This is a genomic window from Bradyrhizobium aeschynomenes (genome assembly GCF_013178945.1).
GTDB classification, from domain to species: domain Bacteria; phylum Pseudomonadota; class Alphaproteobacteria; order Rhizobiales; family Xanthobacteraceae; genus Bradyrhizobium; species Bradyrhizobium aeschynomenes.
Genome location: NZ_JABFDM010000023.1, coordinates 1 through 21,176 on the forward strand (window position 1 = coordinate 1; position 21,176 = coordinate 21,176).

40 protein-coding genes are annotated in these 21,176 nt (G+C 64.4%); 11 read left to right on the top strand and 29 right to left on the bottom strand.

Going from position 1 to position 21,176, the window contains the following annotated elements; genetic code table 11:
* From HL666_RS34040 to HL666_RS33495, 3 genes are all read left to right on the top strand, one after another.
* On the top strand, nucleotides 1-213 hold a 213-nt coding region (locus HL666_RS34040; protein WP_210262444.1), incomplete at its 5' end, for a hypothetical protein.
* Nucleotides 214-329: 116 nt separating this feature from the next.
* Nucleotides 330-761: a response regulator transcription factor gene (locus HL666_RS33490; RefSeq protein ID WP_041756928.1), complete on the top strand. Its 432-nt coding sequence runs from the start codon at nucleotides 330-332 to the stop codon at nucleotides 759-761.
* 1 nt (nucleotide 762) lies between these two features.
* Nucleotides 763-1,179: an ArsC/Spx/MgsR family protein gene (locus HL666_RS33495; RefSeq protein WP_172134724.1), complete on the top strand. Its 417-nt coding sequence runs from the start codon at nucleotides 763-765 to the stop codon at nucleotides 1,177-1,179.
* Nucleotides 1,180-1,197: 18 nt separating this feature from the next.
* Here the strand turns inward: HL666_RS33495 and HL666_RS33500 are convergent, their stop codons facing one another.
* The 3 genes from HL666_RS33500 to HL666_RS33510 are packed head-to-tail and all read right to left on the bottom strand — an operon-like array spanning nucleotide 1,198 to nucleotide 2,160.
* Nucleotides 1,198-1,560, bottom strand: coding sequence for a (2Fe-2S) ferredoxin domain-containing protein (locus tag HL666_RS33500; RefSeq protein WP_172134723.1), 363 nt, complete (start codon nucleotides 1,558-1,560; stop codon nucleotides 1,198-1,200).
* Nucleotides 1,557-1,886: a Grx4 family monothiol glutaredoxin gene (gene grxD / locus HL666_RS33505; RefSeq protein WP_172115326.1), complete on the bottom strand. Its 330-nt coding sequence runs from the start codon at nucleotides 1,884-1,886 to the stop codon at nucleotides 1,557-1,559. Before grxD ends, HL666_RS33500 begins: the two co-directional genes overlap by 4 nt.
* 40 nt (nucleotides 1,887-1,926) lie before the next feature.
* Nucleotides 1,927-2,160 carry a BolA/IbaG family iron-sulfur metabolism protein gene (locus tag HL666_RS33510; protein WP_172115381.1) on the bottom strand — a complete coding sequence of 78 codons (234 nt, stop codon included), beginning with the start codon at nucleotides 2,158-2,160 and terminating at the stop codon, nucleotides 1,927-1,929.
* 262 nt (nucleotides 2,161-2,422) lie between these two features.
* On the opposite strand from HL666_RS33510, the gene HL666_RS33515 reads away from it, so the two are divergent.
* The 4 genes from HL666_RS33515 (at nucleotide 2,423) to HL666_RS33530 (ending at nucleotide 4,431) form a co-directional block, all read left to right on the top strand.
* Nucleotides 2,423-2,905: a tetratricopeptide repeat protein gene (locus tag HL666_RS33515; protein WP_172185763.1), complete on the top strand. Its 483-nt coding sequence runs from the start codon at nucleotides 2,423-2,425 to the stop codon at nucleotides 2,903-2,905.
* 104 nt (nucleotides 2,906-3,009) lie between these two features.
* Nucleotides 3,010-3,372, top strand: coding sequence for an iron-sulfur cluster assembly protein (locus HL666_RS33520; RefSeq protein WP_172115383.1), 363 nt, complete (start codon nucleotides 3,010-3,012; stop codon nucleotides 3,370-3,372).
* Between the two features lie 37 nt (nucleotides 3,373-3,409).
* Nucleotides 3,410-4,165, top strand: coding sequence for a dienelactone hydrolase family protein (locus HL666_RS33525; protein WP_172185766.1), 756 nt, complete (start codon nucleotides 3,410-3,412; stop codon nucleotides 4,163-4,165).
* A 23-nt stretch (nucleotides 4,166-4,188) separates the two neighbouring features.
* Nucleotides 4,189-4,431 carry a hypothetical protein gene (locus HL666_RS33530; RefSeq protein ID WP_172115332.1) on the top strand — a complete coding sequence of 81 codons (243 nt, stop codon included), beginning with the start codon at nucleotides 4,189-4,191 and terminating at the stop codon, nucleotides 4,429-4,431.
* Nucleotides 4,432-4,828: 397 nt separating this feature from the next.
* Here the strand turns inward: HL666_RS33530 and HL666_RS33535 are convergent, their stop codons facing one another.
* From HL666_RS33535 to HL666_RS33630, 20 genes are all read right to left on the bottom strand, one after another.
* On the bottom strand, nucleotides 4,829-5,287 hold the full coding sequence (locus HL666_RS33535; protein WP_172115334.1) for a group II truncated hemoglobin: 459 nt from the start codon (nucleotides 5,285-5,287) through the stop codon (nucleotides 4,829-4,831).
* Between the two features lie 16 nt (nucleotides 5,288-5,303).
* The gene (locus tag HL666_RS33540; RefSeq protein WP_172185761.1) at nucleotides 5,304-5,501 is read right to left on the bottom strand and encodes a hypothetical protein; all 198 of its coding nucleotides are present in this window, start codon (nucleotides 5,499-5,501) and stop codon (nucleotides 5,304-5,306) included.
* Nucleotides 5,498-5,806 carry a DUF6156 family protein gene (locus HL666_RS33545; protein WP_172115336.1) on the bottom strand — a complete coding sequence of 103 codons (309 nt, stop codon included), beginning with the start codon at nucleotides 5,804-5,806 and terminating at the stop codon, nucleotides 5,498-5,500. Before HL666_RS33545 ends, HL666_RS33540 begins: the two co-directional genes overlap by 4 nt.
* Nucleotides 5,807-5,841: 35 nt before the next feature.
* Nucleotides 5,842-6,054, bottom strand: a complete 213-nt coding sequence (locus tag HL666_RS33550) for a hypothetical protein (protein WP_172115338.1) — start codon at nucleotides 6,052-6,054, stop codon at nucleotides 5,842-5,844.
* Between the two features lie 12 nt (nucleotides 6,055-6,066).
* On the bottom strand, nucleotides 6,067-6,375 hold the full coding sequence (locus tag HL666_RS33555; RefSeq protein ID WP_172185768.1) for a 2Fe-2S iron-sulfur cluster-binding protein: 309 nt from the start codon (nucleotides 6,373-6,375) through the stop codon (nucleotides 6,067-6,069).
* Nucleotides 6,376-6,426: 51 nt separating this feature from the next.
* A complete protein-coding gene (locus HL666_RS33560; RefSeq protein WP_172185770.1) occupies nucleotides 6,427-7,641 on the bottom strand; it encodes a DegT/DnrJ/EryC1/StrS family aminotransferase in 1,215 nt (404 codons plus the stop codon).
* Between the two features lie 2 nt (nucleotides 7,642-7,643).
* A complete protein-coding gene (locus tag HL666_RS33565) occupies nucleotides 7,644-7,904 on the bottom strand; it encodes a DUF6129 family protein (protein ID WP_172134717.1) in 261 nt (86 codons plus the stop codon).
* 17 nt (nucleotides 7,905-7,921) lie between these two features.
* Nucleotides 7,922-8,278 (bottom strand): DUF3024 domain-containing protein, encoded by a 357-nt coding sequence (locus HL666_RS33570; protein WP_172185772.1) that lies wholly within the window; start codon nucleotides 8,276-8,278, stop codon nucleotides 7,922-7,924.
* A gap of 15 nt (nucleotides 8,279-8,293) precedes the next feature.
* Entirely contained in the window at nucleotides 8,294-8,533 is a 240-nt protein-coding gene (locus HL666_RS33575; RefSeq protein ID WP_006609681.1) for a nitrogen fixation protein NifZ, read from the bottom strand.
* Nucleotides 8,530-8,853 carry a nitrogen fixation protein NifZ gene (locus tag HL666_RS33580; RefSeq protein WP_006609680.1) on the bottom strand — a complete coding sequence of 108 codons (324 nt, stop codon included), beginning with the start codon at nucleotides 8,851-8,853 and terminating at the stop codon, nucleotides 8,530-8,532. The genes HL666_RS33575 and HL666_RS33580 overlap by 4 nt, the downstream gene beginning before the upstream one ends.
* The gene (locus HL666_RS33585) at nucleotides 8,850-9,623 is read right to left on the bottom strand and encodes a 4Fe4S-binding leucine-rich repeat protein (protein ID WP_172134716.1); all 774 of its coding nucleotides are present in this window, start codon (nucleotides 9,621-9,623) and stop codon (nucleotides 8,850-8,852) included. The genes HL666_RS33580 and HL666_RS33585 overlap by 4 nt, the downstream gene beginning before the upstream one ends.
* Entirely contained in the window at nucleotides 9,616-10,149 is a 534-nt protein-coding gene (locus tag HL666_RS33590) for a hypothetical protein (protein ID WP_172185774.1), read from the bottom strand. The genes HL666_RS33585 and HL666_RS33590 overlap by 8 nt, the downstream gene beginning before the upstream one ends.
* Before the next feature lie 9 nt (nucleotides 10,150-10,158).
* Nucleotides 10,159-10,488 (bottom strand): HesB/IscA family protein, encoded by a 330-nt coding sequence (locus tag HL666_RS33595; RefSeq protein WP_172115351.1) that lies wholly within the window; start codon nucleotides 10,486-10,488, stop codon nucleotides 10,159-10,161.
* A gap of 10 nt (nucleotides 10,489-10,498) precedes the next feature.
* Entirely contained in the window at nucleotides 10,499-10,723 is a 225-nt protein-coding gene (locus tag HL666_RS33600; protein WP_006609676.1) for a YfhL family 4Fe-4S dicluster ferredoxin, read from the bottom strand.
* 55 nt (nucleotides 10,724-10,778) lie between these two features.
* The gene (nifB, locus tag HL666_RS33605; RefSeq protein ID WP_172134712.1) at nucleotides 10,779-12,341 is read right to left on the bottom strand and encodes a nitrogenase cofactor biosynthesis protein NifB; all 1,563 of its coding nucleotides are present in this window, start codon (nucleotides 12,339-12,341) and stop codon (nucleotides 10,779-10,781) included.
* A gap of 260 nt (nucleotides 12,342-12,601) precedes the next feature.
* Entirely contained in the window at nucleotides 12,602-13,468 is an 867-nt protein-coding gene (locus HL666_RS33610) for an SIR2 family NAD-dependent protein deacylase (protein WP_172185776.1), read from the bottom strand.
* Nucleotides 13,468-13,689: a putative nitrogen fixation protein NifT gene (gene nifT / locus HL666_RS33615; RefSeq protein ID WP_006609673.1), complete on the bottom strand. Its 222-nt coding sequence runs from the start codon at nucleotides 13,687-13,689 to the stop codon at nucleotides 13,468-13,470. The genes HL666_RS33610 and nifT overlap by 1 nt, the downstream gene beginning before the upstream one ends.
* Complete coding sequence (gene nifS, locus HL666_RS33620) at nucleotides 13,686-14,900, bottom strand: cysteine desulfurase NifS (RefSeq protein ID WP_172185778.1); 1,215 nt, start codon at nucleotides 14,898-14,900, stop codon at nucleotides 13,686-13,688. Before nifS ends, nifT begins: the two co-directional genes overlap by 4 nt.
* A 9-nt stretch (nucleotides 14,901-14,909) precedes the next feature.
* Nucleotides 14,910-15,200: a NifU family protein gene (locus tag HL666_RS33625; protein WP_008960277.1), complete on the bottom strand. Its 291-nt coding sequence runs from the start codon at nucleotides 15,198-15,200 to the stop codon at nucleotides 14,910-14,912.
* Between the two features lie 37 nt (nucleotides 15,201-15,237).
* Nucleotides 15,238-15,558, bottom strand: a complete 321-nt coding sequence (locus HL666_RS33630; protein ID WP_008960276.1) for a HesB/IscA family protein — start codon at nucleotides 15,556-15,558, stop codon at nucleotides 15,238-15,240.
* A gap of 326 nt (nucleotides 15,559-15,884) precedes the next feature.
* Between HL666_RS33630 and HL666_RS33635 the strand changes: the two genes are divergently transcribed.
* A complete protein-coding gene (locus HL666_RS33635) occupies nucleotides 15,885-16,493 on the top strand; it encodes a hypothetical protein (RefSeq protein WP_172185780.1) in 609 nt (202 codons plus the stop codon).
* 220 nt (nucleotides 16,494-16,713) lie between these two features.
* Here the strand turns inward: HL666_RS33635 and HL666_RS33640 are convergent, their stop codons facing one another.
* Entirely contained in the window at nucleotides 16,714-17,136 is a 423-nt protein-coding gene (locus HL666_RS33640) for a Rieske (2Fe-2S) protein (protein ID WP_172185782.1), read from the bottom strand.
* Nucleotides 17,137-17,334: 198 nt separating this feature from the next.
* On the opposite strand from HL666_RS33640, the gene HL666_RS33645 reads away from it, so the two are divergent.
* The 3 genes from HL666_RS33645 to HL666_RS33655 are packed head-to-tail and all read left to right on the top strand — an operon-like array spanning nucleotide 17,335 to nucleotide 19,042.
* Nucleotides 17,335-17,793, top strand: coding sequence for a hypothetical protein (locus HL666_RS33645; RefSeq protein WP_006609667.1), 459 nt, complete (start codon nucleotides 17,335-17,337; stop codon nucleotides 17,791-17,793).
* A 49-nt stretch (nucleotides 17,794-17,842) separates the two neighbouring features.
* On the top strand, nucleotides 17,843-18,694 hold the full coding sequence (locus HL666_RS33650; protein WP_172134707.1) for a sulfurtransferase: 852 nt from the start codon (nucleotides 17,843-17,845) through the stop codon (nucleotides 18,692-18,694).
* Nucleotides 18,695-18,724: 30 nt separating this feature from the next.
* Nucleotides 18,725-19,042 (top strand): hypothetical protein, encoded by a 318-nt coding sequence (locus tag HL666_RS33655; protein ID WP_008965769.1) that lies wholly within the window; start codon nucleotides 18,725-18,727, stop codon nucleotides 19,040-19,042.
* A gap of 357 nt (nucleotides 19,043-19,399) precedes the next feature.
* Here HL666_RS33655 and hspQ read toward each other — a convergent pair whose 3' ends face one another.
* The 5 genes from hspQ to nifX are packed head-to-tail and all read right to left on the bottom strand — an operon-like array spanning nucleotide 19,400 to nucleotide 21,149.
* Nucleotides 19,400-19,726 (bottom strand): heat shock protein HspQ, encoded by a 327-nt coding sequence (gene hspQ / locus HL666_RS33660; RefSeq protein WP_172115369.1) that lies wholly within the window; start codon nucleotides 19,724-19,726, stop codon nucleotides 19,400-19,402.
* Between the two features lie 19 nt (nucleotides 19,727-19,745).
* Nucleotides 19,746-20,033 (bottom strand): ferredoxin III, nif-specific, encoded by a 288-nt coding sequence (gene fdxB / locus HL666_RS33665; RefSeq protein WP_008960273.1) that lies wholly within the window; start codon nucleotides 20,031-20,033, stop codon nucleotides 19,746-19,748.
* A gap of 22 nt (nucleotides 20,034-20,055) precedes the next feature.
* Nucleotides 20,056-20,256, bottom strand: coding sequence for a CCE_0567 family metalloprotein (locus HL666_RS33670; protein ID WP_006609662.1), 201 nt, complete (start codon nucleotides 20,254-20,256; stop codon nucleotides 20,056-20,058).
* Between the two features lie 16 nt (nucleotides 20,257-20,272).
* Nucleotides 20,273-20,743 (bottom strand): NifX-associated nitrogen fixation protein, encoded by a 471-nt coding sequence (locus HL666_RS33675; RefSeq protein ID WP_006609661.1) that lies wholly within the window; start codon nucleotides 20,741-20,743, stop codon nucleotides 20,273-20,275.
* A gap of 10 nt (nucleotides 20,744-20,753) precedes the next feature.
* Nucleotides 20,754-21,149, bottom strand: coding sequence for a nitrogen fixation protein NifX (nifX, locus tag HL666_RS33680; protein ID WP_172115371.1), 396 nt, complete (start codon nucleotides 21,147-21,149; stop codon nucleotides 20,754-20,756).
* Nucleotides 21,150-21,176 lie beyond the last annotated feature (27 nt).

A 21,176-nucleotide genomic window follows, 5' to 3' on the forward strand; every position in this document is an offset into this window, starting at 1 on the left:
GCAGACGGGTTATTGGGAAGGAGAGCATCGCTCGTCCGAAGCGTCGGCGTGCACTCAGCCCTCAACCATTGCCTGGCAACGGTTTTTGCAACGGCTGTGCCAGCGCCGATAGGGACCGAAAACAATCATGTTTTGAAGGAGATGAAGCGCGATTCGCCGACGACGGAGGCTTGTTGCAAACCCGACATCGGAATCCTTCGCAAGATCCGATGACGCTCTGCACTGTCCGGAACGACACAACAATGGCGGCTTTCCTGCGGCTCCGAGCCCGGAACGAGATTTGCTAGATCGTGATCGCAGCCTTGCGGCCAAGGTTTGAGGAGGATGCGATGCAGATCGGAGTTGAGACGGCGAAAGCGGTGGACCAGCGGCGCGTGTTCGTGATCGATGACGACGAGATCACCCGTGCGGCCCTGCAGTTCATGCTGCACGATGAGATCGAGACCCATGAGCTGGCGACACCGGAGGAAGCCTATGAGAAGGGCGTCGACTGGCTGGCGCCGAACGTGGTTCTGCTCGGAGTGTCCTTTCTGAAGCAGCGCGGACCCGAGCTGGTGCGTGAGATCGCCGCGAAGTTCAAGGGTGTCCGCATCCTGATCGTCACCGCCAAGGCGGACGAGGCGATCGCGATCGAAGGACTGAAGGCCGGCGCGCATGGCGCGGTGGTCAAGCCGCTCACGATCGAGTCGGTACGCAAGAAGGTCGACACCATTCTCGGCCGCGCCGGCGGCGCGCAGCTGGTCCAGCTCGGCGGGCTCTGACGTGACCACGGTCGTGTTCTACGAGAAGCCGGGCTGCGGCACCAATGCCCGGCAGAAGCTGTTACTCACGCGCGCCGGTCACGACGTCGAGGCCAGGAATCTGCTGACCGAACCCTGGACGGGCGAGCGGCTGCGCGCCTATTTCGCCGGGACGCCGGTGTGGTCCTGGTTCAACCCGGCCTCGCCGCGCGTCAAATCAGGCGAGATCGAACCGGAGGCGATCGAGGCCGTCGCCGCGATCGATCTAATGCTGGAAGATCCGCTGCTGATCCGCCGTCCGCTGATCGAGGCCGGCGGCCAGTGCTGCGCGGGCTTCGACCGCGAACCGGTGTTGTCGCTGCTGCAACGGGATGATGATCTCGACGACGTGCAGAGCTGCACGCGTCCCGAAGCGTCGCCCTGCCCGGAGCCGCGCTGAGCGGCTCCGGTCAATCTCTTACCGCTTCAGCACCATCACCAGACGGTCGACGCGCTTGCCCTGCTTGAAATGGGACTCGACGATCTCGTCAATGTCCTCGGGCTTGGTCGGCCGATACCAGATGCCGTCGGGATAGACCACCATCATCGGCCCGGCGCTGCAGAAGCCGAAGCACCCGGCGGCGGTGACGCCGATGTCGGTCAAGCGCTGCGCCTCGATGGTCTTGGTCAGCCGGTCCCACAACGGCTGCACGCCGAGCGCGCCGCAGCTGCCGCGCGGATGACCCGGCGGACGCTGCGTCAGGCAGACGAAGGCGTGATATTTGTAGAGCTGCGGAATCTCGAACTCGTCATCCGCTTCGGCGACACTGCCGTCGCTCATGATGCGGACGCCTTGATGCCCTTGTCGGCCAGCAACGTTGCGAGCTCGCCGGCCTGGAACATCTCGCGCACGATATCGCAGCCGCCGACGAACTCACCCTTCACGTAGAGCTGGGGAATGGTCGGCCAGTTGGAGAACTCCTTGATGCCCTCGCGGATGAAGGGATCGGCCAGCACGTTGACGCTCTCATAGGGCACGTCGAGCTTGCCGAGGATCTGGGCTACCGCAGCGGAGAACCCGCATTGCGGCGCCGCCGGCACGCCTTTCATGAAGAGAACGATGTCATTGCTGTCGATCAGCTTCTGAATGCGTTCGGATGTCGACATTGATCTTATCCTTTCGTCCATGGAGGTGTCGCGGCAGCGATCATTTCGGCAGTAACGTCTCGAGCGCCAGCGCATGCAGCACGCCGCCCATCTGCCCCTTGAGGGCCGAATAGACCATCTGATGCTGCTGTACCCGGCTCTTTCCGGCAAAAGCCTGCGAGGTGACGCGCGCCGAATAATGGTCGCCGTCACCGGCCAGATCCTCGATCACGACGACCGCATCCGGGAACGCCTCCTTGATCAGACGCTCGATATCAGTTGCCGCCATCGCCATCATTGTGTCTCCCGCTGGATTGATGATGGCGTCATGCAAACGCCGAACCAGTCATTTGCGGCTTACAAGCGCTATGCCGGCTCTGCTGAAGCGCCAAATTAACGACGGACGCGTCGGCTTTGCGACAAGGACGGCAATGCGATCCGGACCTGCGTTGAAAATCCAACATGCCCGTGCGTTTTCGCCTGCTTCGCCGCGATGACAGCCTCTGCCGCATCACCGCAAAAACGGTCCGCGTCTTGCAGTGATTTGATCGAGGTCAATGCAGATGCTCGAACTCGTCAGCGAACCCGACACGATCAACTTCGGCGATCTTCCCGAGGAGATCGACGCGCTGCTGCAGCAGGGCGTGGCGGCCTACCGCCGCGATCACGCGCGCGCCGACCGGCTGTTTCGCCAGGCGCTGGCGGCCGCCCCGCATGAGCTGCCGACGTACTTCTGCCTCTATAAGATTCACACCTATCAGGGCCATCTCGACGAAGCCAAGGCGGTGGCCGAACTCGGCCTTGCCGAAGCCGCAAGACAAGCCGGCTGGCCGTCGGATTGGCGGCAATGGGTGCCGCATGATCCGCTGCCCGACGGTGCCGGGCGCTTCGCGCTCTACACCCTGAAGGCGCTGGCTTTCATCCATCTGCGCAAGAACGATCCCGAGAACGCAGGCGAGATGCTCGCAGCGCTGCGCCAACTCGATCCGGCCGGTGCGGTCGGATGGCCGGTCGTGGCGGCGCTCGCCGACGGACTCTGAGCGGAATGAGGCCCAGCCATGCAGCATCCCAAGCGCAACCTCGACACGACTTCAAACGACCATCTCCCGGTGCGAACCAGGACCAAGAGAGGAACCAACGCATGATGAGCATGCACGCCGCTCCCCCTCCTTCCCCGTCGCAAAGCGCCCTCGCGACCGGCTCCCAGGACGCCGCCGAGAGCGTGATCGCGGCGCTGCGGACAGTGTACGATCCGGAGATCCCGGTGAACGTCTACGACCTCGGCTTGGTCTATCGCATCGCGCATGAAGGCGGCGGTGCCGTCGAGATCGACATGACGCTCACGGCGCCGGGCTGCCCCGTCGCCAGCGAGATCGTCCGCATGGTCGAGGACGCTGTACAGGCCGTCGACGGTGTCGTCTCCGTCAAGGTGACGCTCGTGTTCGAGCCGCCGTGGGACAAGTCACGGATGTCCGAAGAGACTGCCCTGGAACTGGGCTTGTTGTAACGCGCGCCGACCGCGCCAACGGAAGCAGGAGCATCACATGGCCACAGAGAGCACCATCAAGCTCACCGCCCATGACGGACACACCTTCCAGGCGTTCCGTGCCGATCCGGCCGACACGCCGAAAGGCGCCATCGTCGTGCTGCCGGACGGCGGCGGCAGCAGCAAGATCCGCAAGGTCGCCGATGCTTTCGCTGCGAGCGGCTATGTGGTCATCGCGCCGGAGCTGTCGCCTCCCGCTGCCGTCGAGGCCACCGCAGACGGCGAGGCACCGGCAGCCGCACAGGATCCGGTGGCCCCTCTGCTGGCAGAGATCCAGTCGACCGTCGACAGCGTCAAGGAGTGCGGCAAGGTGGCCGTGGTCGGCTACGGCGCCGGCGGCGGCCTCGCTTACAGCGCCGCGAACCGTGTATCCGGTCTTGCCTGCGCCGTGAGCTACTACGCGATCGGCGTGGTCGACGCCGCCGGCGCCAAGCGCAAGGTGCCGACCTTGCTGCACTTCGGTGAGGCCGATCCGATCGTGCCGTTTCCCGCCGTGAGCATGTTCCGCGCCCACCATCCCGAGGTCAGCGCCTTCTCATATCCCAATGCCGCCCATGACTTCGATGCGGAGGGCGACACTTATGACGAGACAGCCACCGCGATGGCGCAGGAGCGAACGCTGGCCTGGATCTCGCAATATGTCGTCGGCCAGCCGCCGATCACATTGAAGAATGCCGGCGCCTACGCGCTCGCCAAGACCGACAAGAAAAAGAAGAAGAAGGCCGACGACGACATGGGCCCGCCGGCCGATTGACACCCGATGGAGCGAGCGTCGCGATGCAGCCGACCACCATCCTGATCGACGAGCGGCCGCGCTGCGTGGTGCGGCCCAACGACACGAAGGACCTCAACCGCTTCATCCGCAACGGCAAGACGTATCTGCTTGCGGAGATGCCGGACGGCAAGATCACCCACCGCAACGCGAGCGAGGCCGAGGTGGCGCAATGGCGGAATGCCCTGGCCCTGCACCGGGCGTGGGGAGGTGACGACGAGAATTTTTTCGGCGTTCCGTTGTATTAGTTAGAACGCGTAGAGTTGGCAAAGGCGCGACCGGCGGTGGTGAGTTAGCACTGCCGGATATGCGCCGTGCCCACCACCCCGACGGCGGTGTCTGTTGATCGGGCCACGGTGGGCACGCTTCGCTTTGCCCACCCTACAGATTTAAGATCAAGATCAACAAGCGTTGCGCTGCCCGATACAGCGCCCTCTCCCCTTGTGGGAGAGGGCATCGCCAGCCCTTCCCCGAACTCGCTTGGGTGAGGGGTCCTCTCCGCGTGTCAGGCTCGTGGATAGAAACCCCTCACCCAACCGAGTACGACGCACTGTCCTACATGCCCTCTCCCACAAGGGGAGATGGCGCATTCATTTGCATCGTCGCTCAACTTAGATTGCGTTAGCCCGGCGAGAACCATTCCGCTCACGGCCGCGCGGCACGCGCATCGTGGGGATTGCCGGCCTGATTGCGCATCCAGTCGGCGAGCTTGGTCATGGCGGCGTCGACATCCTGGCGGGCTGCAACATCGGCCACCGTCTCCTCCAGCGCGCCGCGCATGCAGAGTAGCCACGCGTCGCGCTCGGCGTTGCCAATCGGAAACCCCATGTGACGCTGGCGCAGCCGCGGATGGCCCTTCTCCGGCGAGTACAGCTTCGGACCGCCGAGCCATTCCGAGAGATAGCGCTTCAGGATGACTTTGATCGGCCCCAGATTGGTGCCGTGCATGTCCCGGATCGTCCTGGCCTCAGGCAGCGTATCCATCCGATGGTAGAACGAGTCGACCAGGCGATCGATCACGACGGCGCCGCCGATCCGCTCATAGGGCGTGATCACCGGCCCTGTCGCCGACGTGTCAGTCTCTGTCGTGCCCGCGTCCGCCATCCGATCAGTCCTGCTTCTATTCATCCAAGCTCGGCTGTAGGATCACCTCGGCCGGTGCGCCGGGCCCCTGCTCGGCCACGAGCTCCAACGCATCGACCCGCGACAGTCCGGCGCCGGAGTCCATCAGCACGATAGCGTCCTTGGGCATGCTGGCAAGAGCCTCGATCAGCTTGGCGACCGTCACAATTGCTCCCTCACCACGATGGTCCTTCACGCGCCGTCCCGCCCGGCGACGGCAGCGCCGGTCTCGTCGAAATCGAGCGTCACCGGATCCTCATCGAGCATCACGATCTCGGCACGGCGCAACGTCCCGTTGGGGTGATAATCATACCGATGGGTGAGCTCGATCTCGCCGTACACGACCTTCTCGAACCCAGTCAGCGCACCAGCGGCATTGAATCGGCCACGGATGAAGGTGTTGCGGTTCGACAGCTGCTCCGGTGCAATCGCCGTCACCAGGCGCAGCGGCAGCTTGACGCCCGTATACGAGACGAAGAACTGAACCGTATCGGTGCTCATGCCGCCGCTCGCGTCGATCACCCGCAGCGTAGTTGTCACACGACGGCAGCGGCTTTCAGGGCCTCGACCTGGTCGCGGGCGACCTTGAAAACGCCGCGGCCGCCGGCGAAGGTCTGATAGGCCTTCATGCCGATCGCCTCGCTCAGCTTGTTGAACCATTGCTGCGGAGTCAGCGCCGCCGGCCGCTCGCTGATCTCGGCGACGGTGCCATCTGGGGCGAAACGAACGTGAAGCGTGATGTTGTCCATGTGATCCTCCTGTTACAGACCTGACGAGAAGCCGAGCAGCTCGATCTTGACGTTCTCGGTGCCGAGGATCGTCGCCTGGCACGCGAGGCGGGACTTCGAGCCAACGCCCACGATGGTGTCGAGCTTCTCGTTTTCGAGCTTGCTGACCTTCGAGACGCCCTTGCGTCCTTCCTGGAGGAAGATGTGGCACGAGCCGCACTTGGCCTGCCCCTCGCACTTGTGCGGGATCTCGACCTCGGCTGCGAGCAGTGCCGCGAGAATGGTGGTGCCCTCGCCCACCTCGATCGTCTTGCCGGAGGGCATGACTGTCAGAGTTGCCATTTGGAGTCTCCTTCTTGGGTTTGAAGTTCTTGGGTTTGAGATCAGAACTCGTCAGTAGATCGCCGCGCCTGCTCCGACATTGACCGATGCGTCCTTCATCGTGGCGACGATGAAGGCGATCTGGTCGGTAGTCAGATGGACGTGGAACGGCAGGGCCACGACGCGATCGGCGACCTTCTCGGTCACGAGATAGTCGCCACGACGATAGCCCATGTCGAAATAGTGCCGCTGCAGGTGCAGCGGATTGGAATAGGCGACGGCCTCGACCTGCTCGACCCGGAGATCCTCGACGATCGAGTCGCGGCTCGATTTCGAGAACCGCGTCCCCAGATGCACCTGATAGAGAAACCAGTTTACCTCGGTGACGTCAGGGCCGACATAGGGATCCTTGATGCCCTCGAACGATTGCACCTCGCTGTAATAGATCTGCTCGATCAGCTTGCGGCGCTCGAGGATCTCGTCGATGCGCTTCAATTGGGCAAGTCCTAGCGCTGCGGTGACGTCGCTCATGACCGCCTGATGCGACGGGGTGCTGCAAACGACGACCGAGGCCCGCTCGTCGAGACGGTGCGAGCGATGCCGGCGCACCGCAACTGCGATGTCGACGTCATCGGTGACGATCATGCCGCCCTCGCCGCAGGTCAGCGCAAATGGCTGCGAGAAGTCGAATACGGAGGCTGCGCCGAACGTGCCGACCAGCGCGCCCTGATATTTCGAGCCGATCGCCTCGCTCGAATCCTCGATCAACGGCAGACCATGCGCCTTTGCGATCGCCTGCAGCTCGGTCCATTTCGCCGGATGGCCGTTGGTGTTGCCGGCCAGGATCGCCTTGGTCCGCGCCGTGATCCTCGCCTCGATCTTGCTGGGCGCCAGCGTGCCGGAGTAGTAGTCGATATCAGAAAAGACCGGCTTGGCGCCGGCGACGCTGATCGCGTGCGCGACCTCGCGGAACGAATAGGACGATGCGATCACCTCGTCACCGGCTCCGATCCCCATCGCCTTGAGCACGAGCAGCAGGCCGAGCGTACCGCTCGGAACCGCGATGGCATATTTGCGCCCGAGATAGGCCGCGAACGCGGCTTCGAACTCTTCGACGAGCGGGCCGGTGGACAGCCGCGGCGAGCGCAAGGTCGCCTCGACCGCCGCGATCTCCGCCGTCGTAATGTCGGGATCGGACAGCGGGATGAAGTCGGAGCCGACCGGCGTCAGCTCGACCTCGTCTTGGTCCTGCCTGTCGGCGTCATGCACCAGATAGGGCTTGGTCATGATCAGCTCCGCTTGGCCAGGATCAGGCCGGTGGCTTTGGCGGGATCGTCGGTGACGCCCGCACAATGCTCGCTGGCGTCGAGCAGATGCAGGTCGAACACAGCGTAGGTGCGGAACGGCGCCTCCGTCACATCCGAGGCGTCGCAGCGGGTCAGAACCAGCTTGGGAAAGCGGCGACGCAGCTCGCCGAACGCCGTGCTCCCGGCGTCAGGTTGTTCGAGGACTTGCGCGATCTCATTCAGTTCCTGCTCGGCCAATGCCATCTCACCCGTCCTTCTCGTTACTGCCAGAAGATCCGCTCTGGGTCGGCGTTCAGCTCGTCGACCGCCGCGGTCAACCGCTGGTGCACGCTGTGCAGCTCCCAGATCCCCTTCGCGTGATCTCTCCAGAACAGCTTCCACATCGTCTTCGCGGGATCATGACGCAGCAGCGCTACGTCGATCACCCCGCCGTCCTTGTCGATGTTGCGCGAGCAGCACGGACTGCGGACCTGATAACCTTCAGCAACCGGCACGACCAAAGGCTCGACATAGCGGTAGCGCTTCCGCGACTTCAGCGCGCGCTCGATCCGCCTGCGATCCAGCTCGTTCGGATGCGCAGGCAGGACGAAGCTGGGCTGACGCGCGGCTGCCACCATGACTGATCATCGCCCTCAAACCGGGACGATCTCCTCTTCCAGACAGCCCACGACGAGCTTCTCGCCGAACTCGACGAGATAGATCGGCATGTTTGCTTCCGTGTGCGTGCCGACCTGGACGATCTCGCCCATGTCGCCGACGCCCACGAGCTTGGCCTCGGCCGGCGCGTTCGGGAATGAGCCGTCATTGACCAGGTCGATCAGCGCCTTCACGCGCTGGCCCCACTGGTATTTCGGCATCCGCGGTTCGATCATGATCTGTACGCTCCCGGCAGCGGCAGCTCGTCCTCGGCGTCCCCGCGGGGAACGGTGGATTCGAGCTCCTTGCGCTTCATGCCGACGCGGTTTCCGCTTTCGAGAAACTCGACGCCGTAGATGTAGAATTGCTGCAGGAAGGTGCCGATCGAGACGACGTAGCCGATCTCGCCCTTCTTCGCGAGAATCTCGCCGATCTCCTTGCCCGCATAGGTGCCGTCGTTGCGGATGGTACGCTTCGCCTTGACCTTCTCGCCGAACGTGAAGTAGGGCGGCGCCGACAGCTCGACGACTTCGCTGTCACGAACGATGTTGCTCATGCCGGTTTCTCCATCGCTGCTCCCGAACGGTTGTCGAGCCGGCTCCGGGCCATCTCCTGCACCAGCGGATCCTCGTCGTGCGCGAGCTCGGCAAGCTCGCCAAGCGGGATCCGGCTCGCGACCTCGTGGCGCACGCGCCAATCGGCGTCCCTATGCATCGCCGTGAGCAGATCGGGCGCCAGGCGCTCGGCGATCTCCAGCCGCACCCGCGCGTCAGGATCGCTGATCATGCCAAGCAGCCAGTCGCTGGGGATGCGGCGCGCGACGACACGGCGGACCTCGGCCTCGGGATCGCCCATCATGCGACCGAGCACGGACGGGACGATCCGGCGCGCGACGACGAGACGGACGTAATAATCGTCGTCCATCATCATCGGCATCAGGTCTTCCGGATCGAGCACGGTCGCGATCCGGATGCGGACCTCGCGATGCGGATCATGACGCAGCCGCAGCACCAGACGTTTCGGCAACCGCCGCGCCGCATTCCAGCGCACCGTCTCCTCGGGATCGTCGAGCAGCGGCGGCAGGTAGAACGGGCTGGCATGCTTGGCCGCGATCGCGCGCACCTCAAAGTGTGGATGCTTGACGTAATCGTTGGCAAGCGCCGGATTCCAGTTGAAGAACCGGTCGATACGCCGGGCGTAGCGGTCGTGCACGCAGGCGTGGCGGAGCTTGCAGCCGCCGGCAGAACTCAGCTGCTCGTGGGCACAGCCCGTGCAGCTGATCTCGTGGCCCTGCCAGTCGATGGCTTCGTCGATGTCGTCACTCATCGTCGAGCTCCACCCGGTCGACCACCTCGAGCAGGACCCGTGCGCCGATCTTGTCGCTCGGATCGAGGTCGAGCAGCTTCTGCACGGCGAGCCGCCCCTCGACGAGATTGCCGAGCCGCATCTGCAGGTAGGCGTAGCCCTTCAGCGTGAACATGAAGAAGCGCGGCAGCATGTGGTCGAAGCTGCCGAACTCGGCATGCTCGGGGCGGACGTCGCGCCAATGCGGCGGCAGATGATTTTCGACCGCGGCCTTGGTCAGGCAGCGCTTGGCAATGCGCAGCGCGTCGGTGAGCCGCCCCTTGTAGAAATAGAACCGGTAAAAGCCGATCAGGACGGCGGCATGATCCGGCGCCAGCGCCTCGGCCTGCTTGAGATGGGCCTCGGCGACATCGTCGAGGTGATAGCTCTGACTGGCCTGCCACAGCTGACGCTCGGCCTCTTCCGGCAGTCCGCCACCGAGCAGCGCGTCGGCAAGCAGCGCGTCCTCGATGGCAGTCTGGGAGGTGGGCCGGGCATCGGTCGGCATGGTGCGGTCCTAGTCCTGCAGCGCCTTCAGCGCGTGGCTGGAGCACGACACCTGCTTCGGATCGTGGAATACGAGTCCGGTCTGGGTCGCGGTATCGGCGAAATCGATGGTGACGCCGTCGAGCAGCAGCCGGCTTTCGGCCGGCAGGAACAGCTTGACGCCGTCGCGCTCGACCACGGCATCGCCGGGCTGAGGCGCAGCAAGCACGCTGATGTCGGCGGCCAGACCCGAGCAGCCGCCGGGCGAGACCGCGAGGCGGAAGCCGGAGCCGGCGGTGCCGTCGGCCCGCAGCATCATGCGCATGAACTTCTGCGCGGCTGGCGTGAGCGTGAAGTTCATCGGGCTCTCCTCAGGCCGGCGGCTGGTAGCGCGGGAACGAATTGTCGATGACGCAGGTGTTGTCGACCGGGCAGACCGCGGCGCATTGCGGCTCGTCGAAATGGCCGATGCACTCGGTGCACTTCTTGGGGTCGATCACGAAGGTGCCGTTCTTCTCGGAGATCGCCACGTTCGGACATTCGGGCTCGCAGGCCGAGCAGCTCGTGCATTGCGAGGCAATGATCTTCAAAGTCATGAAACGCTCCTGTCGAAAGGGGCCGGCGGCGCCGGAGCGCCGCCGGGATCGGATCTCACGCCGCCGAGGTCAGAGCACCCTGGCGGATCTCGGCGTCGCCGCGCACGACGTGCTGGATTTCGCCGCTGTTGACCTTGTCGAGGTAGCTCTTGAACCAGGCGATCGCCGACTTCTCGATGAACTCATGGGCGAACTGGTCGACCGGCTCGATGCCGGCGGCCTGCAGGTCGCTCTTCGGACAGCCGCCGATCTTGGCCACGAACACCGCATGGCAGTCGTTGATGGCGCGGATCACGGTCTCGAGGCTGTCCTCGTCGCCATAGCCGCCCTGGCAGTACAGGTCGACGCGGCGGTGACCGACGAACTTCGCACCGGCCGTGGAGAGTTCGTAGACCTGGAACTCCTTGGCGTGGCCGAAATGCTCGTTGATCAGGCCCGAGCCCTTGGTCGCGACCGCGACCAGCAGCTTGATGTCGCTGGACTGGCCGGCGAGCGAGGCAAGCTCCTCCTGGCGGGCAACGACCTTGGCGACGCGCTCGCTCTCGACCGCCTCCTGATAGGCCTTGCGGCTGTCGATGTCGTAGTTCACTTCCATCGCCATGATCTTGTCGGTGGTGAACTCGGCGGAGCGGTCCTCGCCGAGCAGGCCGACAGCGTCGGCGCGGCACTGGCGGCAGTGCCGCATCATGTTCATCTCGCCTTCGCACTCGTCCTGCAGCGCCTTCAGCTCCTGCGCGGTCGGGCCGCGCTGGCCGGTCAGGCCGAACACGGTGCCATGCTCGGGCGAGGAGATCAGCGGCATGATGTTGTGCAGGAAGGCGCCACGCGACTTCACCGCCTTGTTGACCTCGACGAGGTGCTTGTCGTTGACGCCCGGGATCATCACCGAGTTGACCTTGCAGAGGATGCCGCGCTCGGTCAGCATCTCCAGGCCCTGCAGCTGGCGATCGGTGAGCAGCTTGGCGGCCTCGACGCCGGTGTAACGCTTGTGCTTCCAGAACACCCAGGGATAGATCTTCGCGCCGATCTCGGGATCGACCATGTTGATGGTGATCGTGACGTGGTCGACGTTGAAGCCGGCGATGGTGTCGACATGGTCGGGCAGCGCGAGGCCGTTGGTCGACAGGCAGAGCTTGATGTCGGGCGCGGTACGCGCGATCAGCTCGAAGGTCTTGAAGGTCTTCTCGGGGTTGGCCAACGGATCGCCGGGGCCAGCGATGCCGAGCACTGTCATCTGCGGAATGGTCGAGGCGACGGCGAGCACCTTCTTGGCAGCCTGCTCCGGCGAGAGCTTCTCGCTGACGACGCCCGGACGCGACTCGTTGGCGCAGTCGTATTTGCGGTTGCAGTAGTTGCACTGGATGTTGCAGGCGGGCGCCACGGCGACATGCATGCGCGCGTAGTGATGATGCGCCTCCTCGCTGTAGCAGGGATGGTTCTTCACCTTCTCCCAGATCTCCGGCGGCAGGTCGTTCTCGCCGGCACCCGAGCCGCAGCTCGCCTTGCCGCTGCCGCCAGAGGTGCCGCAGCCCTTGTGTTCTGCGATGGTCTGCATCACCGAGCTCAGCTTGTCGCCGTCCGGTATCGTCGCCTGGTCGTGCTGCACTGACGCGTCCATGTCCGCTCCTTAACGTTGCTGGCGAGCCGCAAACCGCCTTGGTAAGGAGTTCAGCAACTCGCGTGCCACGCCGCGGACAAGATCATTCTTGCGAACTATCAACGCCTTAGCAAAATCATCGCGGCTGTCGCCTTGCCAACATGCGAAAGCCTCTCGTTTGATGCGTTGTTAGAAACGTTACAGACTCGGATCGAGCCGAGGGCGCGCAGCAAAACAGCGCGGCTTGCGGCCGCGCTGCTCGTAAATGTAACGGATCGCTTTCAGCTGCCGATGATGATCTCGGTCGCGCGGGCGAGCGGAATTGCGATCGGCGTCAGCCGCTCGGCGATGAAGAACTTCAGCTCGTTCTTCGACAGCGTATCCGGCTCGACCAGGACGTAGTGCTCGGTGCCCGAGCGCTTGATGACCTGGCGGCCATAGGTGCGCAGCAGCTGGTCGTTGAAGCGGCAGCCGATGAACAGGAAGCCGCGATCGGTACGGCGATCCTTCACGGTGTCGGGAATCGGCGTCTGGATGTCGATGTCGGTCAGGACCTCGACATAGTCGGCGTCGGTGATCAGGAAGTTCTTGGCCGGCGTGATGCCGCCGTGCGGCTTGTACAGCAGCGTGGTCCAGCCGTTGGCCTTCTCACGATCGCTCTCGCCGCCCGCGGCGTCGTAGAAGCGATACCAGCGGTCTTCGCCGATATGGGCGCGGGTGATGCCCTGCACCTCGCCCCAGTCGCCGCGTCCGGCCAGCGCCGTCCGCATCGCGCCGTCATACCAGCTGTCGACGATCATCGGCAGCGGCAACGACGCGAGATGCTGCTGCAGCGGCGTCGGCGCGACCGGCGCCGCGAAGGCTTCCGCCATGAGCGCCGTCACCGTCGAGCGATGACGCGTGCTCTCGATGTGCTGCGCCGACGCCCAGGCGTTGCCTTTGGCCCGGCGCGGCAGCGCCACCTTGGTGCCGAAGAACGCGGCCAGGGCTTCCGGATTCATTGGTACCGGGGCGCCGGATTGCTCCGACACCGCGGGCCCAAGGAACGGGACGACCTTGCCAGCCTTGAGCTTGGCCACGACATCCTTCAGCAGCGCCTCGGCGTCGGCCTGCTTGATGATGTCGATATGAGGAAGCGGCGCATTCATCACTCGTCCCCTTCTCCCCCGCGCTTGCGCGCATTGATCGTGATCGGCAGCCGCGTGTCGGCGGCCATCTGCGGCAGCTCGAGCACCCAGCCATTGGCGATACGGATCCAGCCGCCCCACAGGGTCTCGTGCTCGGACTCGACGATCGGCTCCTCCAAATCCTTCTTGGGGACGTAGATCGAGAGGCCGGTTTCCGGCGAGCGGCGGATCATGACTTTCATTGCGTAAGCTCCGTGGGACGAAGGGCGTCCGCCGCGTTTGACGGATGATGTTGCAGCCAGGCGGGCGAGGTCTGGCGGAGACGGCCGACAATGTCGGGCAGTACGGCAAGCACACGCGTGATGTCGTCGTCGGTGGTGTCGCGCGACAACGAGAAGCGCACGGCGCCGCGCAGCAGTTCCGGCGGCACGTTCATCGCCCTGAGCACATGCGACGGCTCCATCGAGCCGGAAGCGCAGGCGGAGCCGAGCGAGGCGGCGATGCCGGCCTGGTTCAGCCACATCACGATCGGCTCGCCTTCGAGATGCTGGAACGCAATGTTGGCGGTGTTCGGCAGCCGCTGCTCGGGATCGCCGAGCACGGCGCAATGGCCGACGCCCTGAACGATGCCCTGCTCCAGCCGGTCGCGCAGCGAGCGCACGCGGCCCTGCTCGTCGGCGAGATGTTTGGCGGCGAGCTCGGCCGCCTTGCCGAGGCCGATGATGGCAGGCACGTTCTCGGTGCCGCCGCGGCGGCGGCGCTCCTGCGGGCCACCGCGCATCAGCGGCGCGAACGGCGTGCCCTTCCTGACATACAGCACACCGATGCCCTTCGGCCCGTGCAGCTTGTGTCCGGACAGCGACAGCATGTCGACACCGGCCGATCTCAGATCGATGGCGATCTTTCCGACGGCCTGGACGGCATCGGTGTGGAACAGCGCGCCGGCGTCATGCGCAAGCTTCGCCAGCTCCGGAATCAGATTCAGTGTGCCGGTCTCGTTGTTCGCCCACATCACCGAGGCGATCGCGGTGCGCGGTCCGAGCGCGCGCTTATAGGCGTCGACATCGAGCCGCCCGGCGGCATCGACACCGATCAAGTGCACCGTCACTCCACGCTTGTCGCGGAGATACTCGACCAGCGTCAGGATCGCCGGGTGCTCGACCGCCGTCGTGACGATCTCGTCCCGCCCCTCCTGCGTCTCCAGCGCCGACAAGATCGCGGTGCTGTCGGATTCCGTCCCGCCGGACGTGAAGACGATCTCGTGATCGAACGCGGTGCCGAGCAGCGCCTGCAGGCCCTTGCGCGCCTGGCGGACGGCGCCCGCGACCTCGCTGCCGAAGGCATGCGAGGACGAGGCATTGCCGAACTGGTCCGTGAAGAACGGCAACATCGCCGCGACGACCTCGGGGTCGACGCGCGTCGTGGCGTTGTTGTCGAGGTACACCGGGCGCACGGCCGCTCCTTAATGCCGCGCCTTCGCTGCGCCGGCCACCGGAACAAGGCGGACGAACTCGCCGAGCTTCTCGATCATGCGGGCCTGGATGCCTTCCAGCGTCGCGCTGGCGAGCTTGCAGAAGATGCAGGCTCCGGCAAGCTTGACCATGATCTTGTTGCCGTCGATCTCGACGAGCTCGCAATCGCCGCCGTCGCGCTTGAGGTTCGGACGAACCTCCTCGATCACGGCCCGGATGATCCGCTCCCGCTCGCTCATCTGAGCCGGCGCTTCGACGATACCCTGGGTTTCGACCAGCATGGTGTCACTTCTCTTGTGTTGATGGATCAAGCAGGAGTTACGCGAAGGACTTGCCGCAGCCGCAGCTCGACTTGGCGTTGGGGTTCTCGAAGGTGAAGCCGGAGCCTTCCAGCGCGACGACGAAATCGATCGTCGTACCCTCGAGATATTCCAGGCTCTTGTGATCGACGAGCACGCGCACACCCTCGCGCTCGATCACGGTGTCCTCGGGTTCGCTGCCGCTGACCAGGCCCATGTTGTATTTGAGCCCGGCGCAGCCGCCGGCTTCGACCATGATCCGGAGGCCGTCGACCGGCTTGTCGGAGGTCGTGATCGCGTTGCGGACCGCATTGATGGCGCTGTCGGTCAGGTTGATCATCATCGTCTGGCCTTTCCCATTCGGCTGTTGCGAGCAGAATTGGCAAGTCTCGTGCCATCCAACAATCGCCTGAAACAACAGGGCTTTTCGCGATGCCGCTGTGGCGTTTCCGACGCGTGTCGGCTTTGCGACAGGCGCGGTTCGTGCCGTGTCGCGGCCGTGACGCCGCGATGTCGCGGCGCAAATCCGACAATCGATCGGCCCGACGGGCAAAACTTTCAAGCAAATCAACGCGCAACACACATCGGCAGACAACTTGCATCACCGCCCTTTTGACCGCGCCGTGCGGCGAACGGCTCATGAACGACATGCGAGGGGATTTGCTGATGACAACATTGGAGAAGACGGTTGCAATCGAGACCACCGCGCTCGCGCAACTCGACAAGGAAGGCAGGCTGCTCAACGCCGTGCTGAAGGCGCCGACCACCAAGCCCGGCCGGTTCGGCTTCCGCGGCGATATCGCGCTGAAATTCCAGACCCAGGTCGCCGACGAGAAGCGCCCGCCGGATTTCTCGATCGAGCAGGTGCTGACGATCGTCAACGACGGCGAGCCGACCATCCCGGTGCTGGTCGGCTACATCCACTCGCTGGCCTATCTCGAGACGGCAGCCGAGGTGCTCAAGGGTCTGCTGAAGCCGGACGGCAGCTACTTCATGTTCTGCAACAACATCGACCTCCTGGCGAAGTATCGCATCAAGATGGGCGACGTGACGTTCTACGTCCTGCCGTGCGATGAATCGACGGTCTGGAAGGAGATGATGGACCTCCTGAGCATCGACAAGAACGACATCAAGAAGCTCGATACCGCCGGCAAGCTCGACTACGTGCTCGACGCCGCGGTGAAGTTCAACGAGAGCTACGAGGTCATCGCCTATGCGGACGCGCTGGCCAAGATGGAGCCGGTGAAGAACCGCAACGAGAACCGGCCGGTTTGAGGTTTTCTCGCCATTCTCAAAACTGTCATGCTCCGCGAAGGCGGAGCATCCAGTACGCCGCGGCAGACGATGTAGAGCCGAGACGTCACGGCGTACTGGATCGTCCGCCTTCGCGGACGATGACAGCGAGGATCACATAAGTTGAGGTGCCAAGAGGTTAGAAACGGCACCTAGCACAAGCTGAAGTCCCGGCCCTCGCGCCGGGACTTCATGTGAGATCTCAGCCTTCCTCACATTGCAGACCGGTCTCTTCCTCATTGTCCTCGTCATCCTCGACAAGCGTCACGCCGGTGACGCAGATGTCGCCGTCGATCACCGACAGCGCCACCGGCGTCAGGCTCTCGCCCTTGCAGGGGCCGTCGACACACATCCCGGTGCCGATCTCGAACAGCGAGCCGTGCTTGCCGCAGAGGATGCGCAGGCCGTTGCCGTCCATGAACTGGTTGCGCTCCCAGTCGAGATTCACCTTGTCGTGCGGACACATGTTCAGATAGCCGAACACCTGCTTGCCCCAACGGATCACGAAGATCGGCCAGGGGCGATGGCTGCCGTCCTCCGCGACGATCATGAGCTGGAAGCCCATGGCGCGGCGGCTTGGGATGTCGTTGAAGCTGCAGATGGCGTAGGCGACGTCGGTGGTCATTGTCGGGCCTCATCGATGTCTGGCGCATGTCCGACAGCGCCGCTTTCAGCGCGATGAGAGCAGCGGTCGGCTCGCTAGCGGATCACGTTGCAAGATTCGCGCAACTCCGCGTCCCGGCATCTGTCTCGCTGTTGCGAGAGACTGGCACAGAACTTGAAAATTTCTCCTGCAAAGGCGCCTCTTTGTAAGGAGATCGACATGAACGTGACACTGGACTTCGTCGAAAGCTCACTCGACGACATCAAGGCGGCCCTCGACGGCGGCACGCTGACGGTCTACTCCGTGGCGCGTCCGACCACCGCCGACAAGGCGGTCGACCGCAGCGGCGTGCTCGCGACCTTCACCTTCGCCTCGCCGGCGTTTGGACCCGCGGTCGATGGCCTGGAGCAGCCGAACTTCGTCGCCGCCGCCGTACCCGCCGCCACCGTCGGCACGCCCGGCTTCGCGCGAGCCCGCAAGGCCGACGGCACCACGGTTGCCGATTTCTCGGCAGGCCCGGGCGAGCGCGAGATCAAGTTCACCGAAGTGTCCTGCTCGCCCGGCGCGCCGGTGACGGTCGCGACCTTCAAGATCATCGCCGATGGCGGCTGGCCGGAACGCCCTGAATATTACGACAGCCATCCGCGCCCGGGCTATGCGATGCCGAAAACACTCTGACGCGCGTCCGCGTCAGCCGTCCCGTTGGCCCCTCATCGAGAGCGCATGCATGAGCAGAGATCCTTCCGACGCCCTGGTCAGCTCCGAATGGCTGGCGCAGCATCTCACCGATCCCGGCATCAAGATCCTCGACTGCACCTGGCATCATCCGAGCACCAATCTCGACGGCCGCACGCAATATCGCGGCCGGCACCTGCCGGGCTCGGTGCATTTCGACATCGACCAGGTCGCCGACAAATCGAACCCGCTGCCGCACATGCTGCCAACGGCGGAGGATTTCGCCCACAAGGTCGGGCTGCTCGGCATTAGCAATGCCGATCGCGTCATCGTCTATGACCGCCATTATGGCGGCTCGGCCGCGGGCCGGGTGTGGTGGATGTTCCGCGTGTTCGGCCACGACAATGTCGCGCTGCTCGACGGCGGCTTCGGCAAATGGACCAAGGAGAAGCAGCCGGCGGAGATGACGCCGGTGCGCCCGGCGCCGGCGAGCTTCATGGCGAGCTTCCGGCCCGAGCTGGTCGCGACCTCGGCGCAGGTTCAGGACGCGCTGCAGAGTGGCGCCCAGCTGGTCGACGCCCGCGGCCCCGGCAAGTTCGACGGGACGCAGCCGGACGTCTTCACCTTCAAGCGCCAGGGCCACATTCCCGGCGCCATCAACCTGCCCTGGGCCGATCTGGTCGATCCCGATACGGGTGTGCTGCTGCCGCCCGACGCGCTCGCCGCGCGCTTCTCGGCCGCCGGCATCGATCTGGCGAAACCGATCGTCACCACCTGCGCCTCGGGCATCACCTCGTGCATGCTGGCGCTGGCGCTGTACCGGCTCGGCGTTCCCACCGTCGCCGTGCATGACGGCGCCTGGGCGGAATGGAGCCAGCTCGACGACACGCCGGCGGCGGCGTGACCTCAGGACCTCAATGACGGGAGCACACGCATGGCAAAGACCCTGGTGAAGACCACGCAGGACGGCCGCAAGGTCGAGGTGATCGGCCTCGCGATCTGCCTCGACGGCGAGCTCGAGGCGTTCGAGCTGGTCGAGGTCAAGCTGCATCCGAACCGGCGCAAGATCTGGGAGGCCGCGCCCGATGCCACCCACATGGCCGGCCGGATCACCCTGACGAAAGAGGAGGCGGCGATCGTCGAGGGCGCCTTCGCCGGCGCGCAGTCCGAGATCCTCGCCAGCCCCGCCGCGATCAACGAACGCTTCCGCATCGCGGCGATGTGGAAGGCACGGGAACAGGGGATCGAGTAGGTCCCGAGCTGGCTTTTGGAGTATCCCGCCTCTATCCGTCGTCATTCCGGGGCGCGCACAGCGCGAGCCCGGAATCCATAGCCACAGGCGGTCATGAGGCACGAGATGTCCGTGGCGCTCGTCCTCCCGGACAACGGCCGTTCGTGGTTATGGATTCCGGGCTCGCGCTGCGCGCGCCCCGGAATGACCGGTGGATAGACATTGCCTTATACCTGATTGCGGTAGTTCCGGGCGACGCTGAGTGCTGCTGCCGTCATCGCGAGCGCAGCGACGCGATCCAGGGCAGCGCGAGGACTCTGGATTGCTTCGTCGCCTGCGGCTCCTCGCTATGAGGGCTGCGGCTTGCTGACCTGTCAGCTATTGAAAGATGCGCCCGCGGTAATGATAGCTGCCGCCGTCATCGACATCGAACAGCTCGCCGATATCCGGATGCTTCACCGGCTCGCCGGAGACATCAGCCACCAGGTTCTGCTCCGGTACGTAGGCGATGTAGCTGCTGTCGCCGCATTCGGCGAGCAGGTAGTAGAACGGCTGCTCCTTGTCGAGCCGCTTGTCCATCGTGATCGCCCGCCAGCCCTCCTCCTCGGAGAACGACAGGTCGACGTCGAACACGACACCGCGCAAATCGTAGACGCGGTGCCGGGTCACCTGGCCGATCGTGAATTTGGCTTCCATCCGCAGCATGACTGCACGCCCGTCACGCTCATGCCGCCGGCGAATGGGTCTGGCAGTTGGTCGGGCAGACCCGGGCGCAGGCGCCGCAGCCGATGCAGGCGCCAGTGTCGTGCATGACCATGATCTTCTTCTCGACCTCGTCATCCTCGTCGTCGTCGAGCTCGACGAACTCGCCCTCGTCGTTGATCCCCTTCAGGGTCATGACCTCGCGGCCGCACACCTTGTAGCAGCGGCCGCAGCCGATGCACTTGGCGGCGTCGATGGCGACCAGGTAGTCCGGCCGCCAATCGCGGCCGTCGCGGGTTGAATTGGACATGGTGGCGGGTCCTCGTCTCGGCTCACGCAGCCTCGAGCTTCTTCAGCTCGGCCCGCTTCTTCTCCAGCTCAGCGAACGCCTCATGCGCCTTCTGCGCGGTGGGGAGGATCTGGTCCCAGTTGATGGGCAGCTCCTCCGACAGATCGTGCAGGTTCATCTTGGCATCCATGGCGCGCGCCGACAGCTTCTTGATCTCGGCCTTCAATGTATCCAGGTCGCTCATCGTCTCATCCTCGTCTTCAGTAGTTCGCGACGTCCTTGAACTTCTCGATCATCTCGACACCGGCTTTGACGAACTTGTCGCCCTCGTCGGCCAGCTTGCCGAGATTGTCGAAGCCGAAGCGGTGCACGTCGCGCAGCTGCTTGTTGACCACGATCAGCCGGCCGCCGATCAGCACCATGCGGCCAAAACCTTCATGGCTCATCTTCAGCATCGGCGAGATCATCACGCCGGTGGCCTTCTCGATCGACAGCGCGATCGCGTTGAAGAACAGCTCGAGCCGCCAGATCGTCTCCGGATCGGGATCGCCGATGATCGGCAGCGCCCGGCGCTTCTCCTTGTCGAGGATGTAGGGCTCGAGCAGCTCGACGTCCTTCTTGCCTTCCCAGGCGCCGTGGGTGTCCTGGGCGCGCCAGACCTTGATCAGCTCCTTGACGAAGGGGCGCTGCTCGGCGGGGACGACTTCTTCTACGACTGCGGTGTCAGACATGTTCGTTTCCTCATTCCTCAAAATCGAGCGCGCGTTCCTGGCCCTTTGCCAAAGCTTTGCGCAGCCACGGCGGCGGCGTGCCCTTCAGCACCGCCTGCAGCTTGCCCAGGAGATCGGTGATCTCCTCGGGCTGGGTGACCTTCATCGGGTGGATGTTGTTGGCGACGACGCGGGCCGCGCCGGAGCCGCCGATGGCGGCGACATAGAGGATCGCGCAATCCTTGATCGCCTCGATCTTCGGCGCCAGCTTGTCCTCGTTGCCGTCTTCCTTGAGATCGCCGTCGAACTCGACGGCCTCGAGGAAGCGATAGCCCTCGGGATCGAGATCGTAGATCGCGATGTTCTTGGCCCAGCCGAAATGGGCGTCGACGCGTTTCAGATCCTGGGTAGCGAATGCGACTTTCATGTCGTCGGTCCTTTCTCCTCAAGCGTC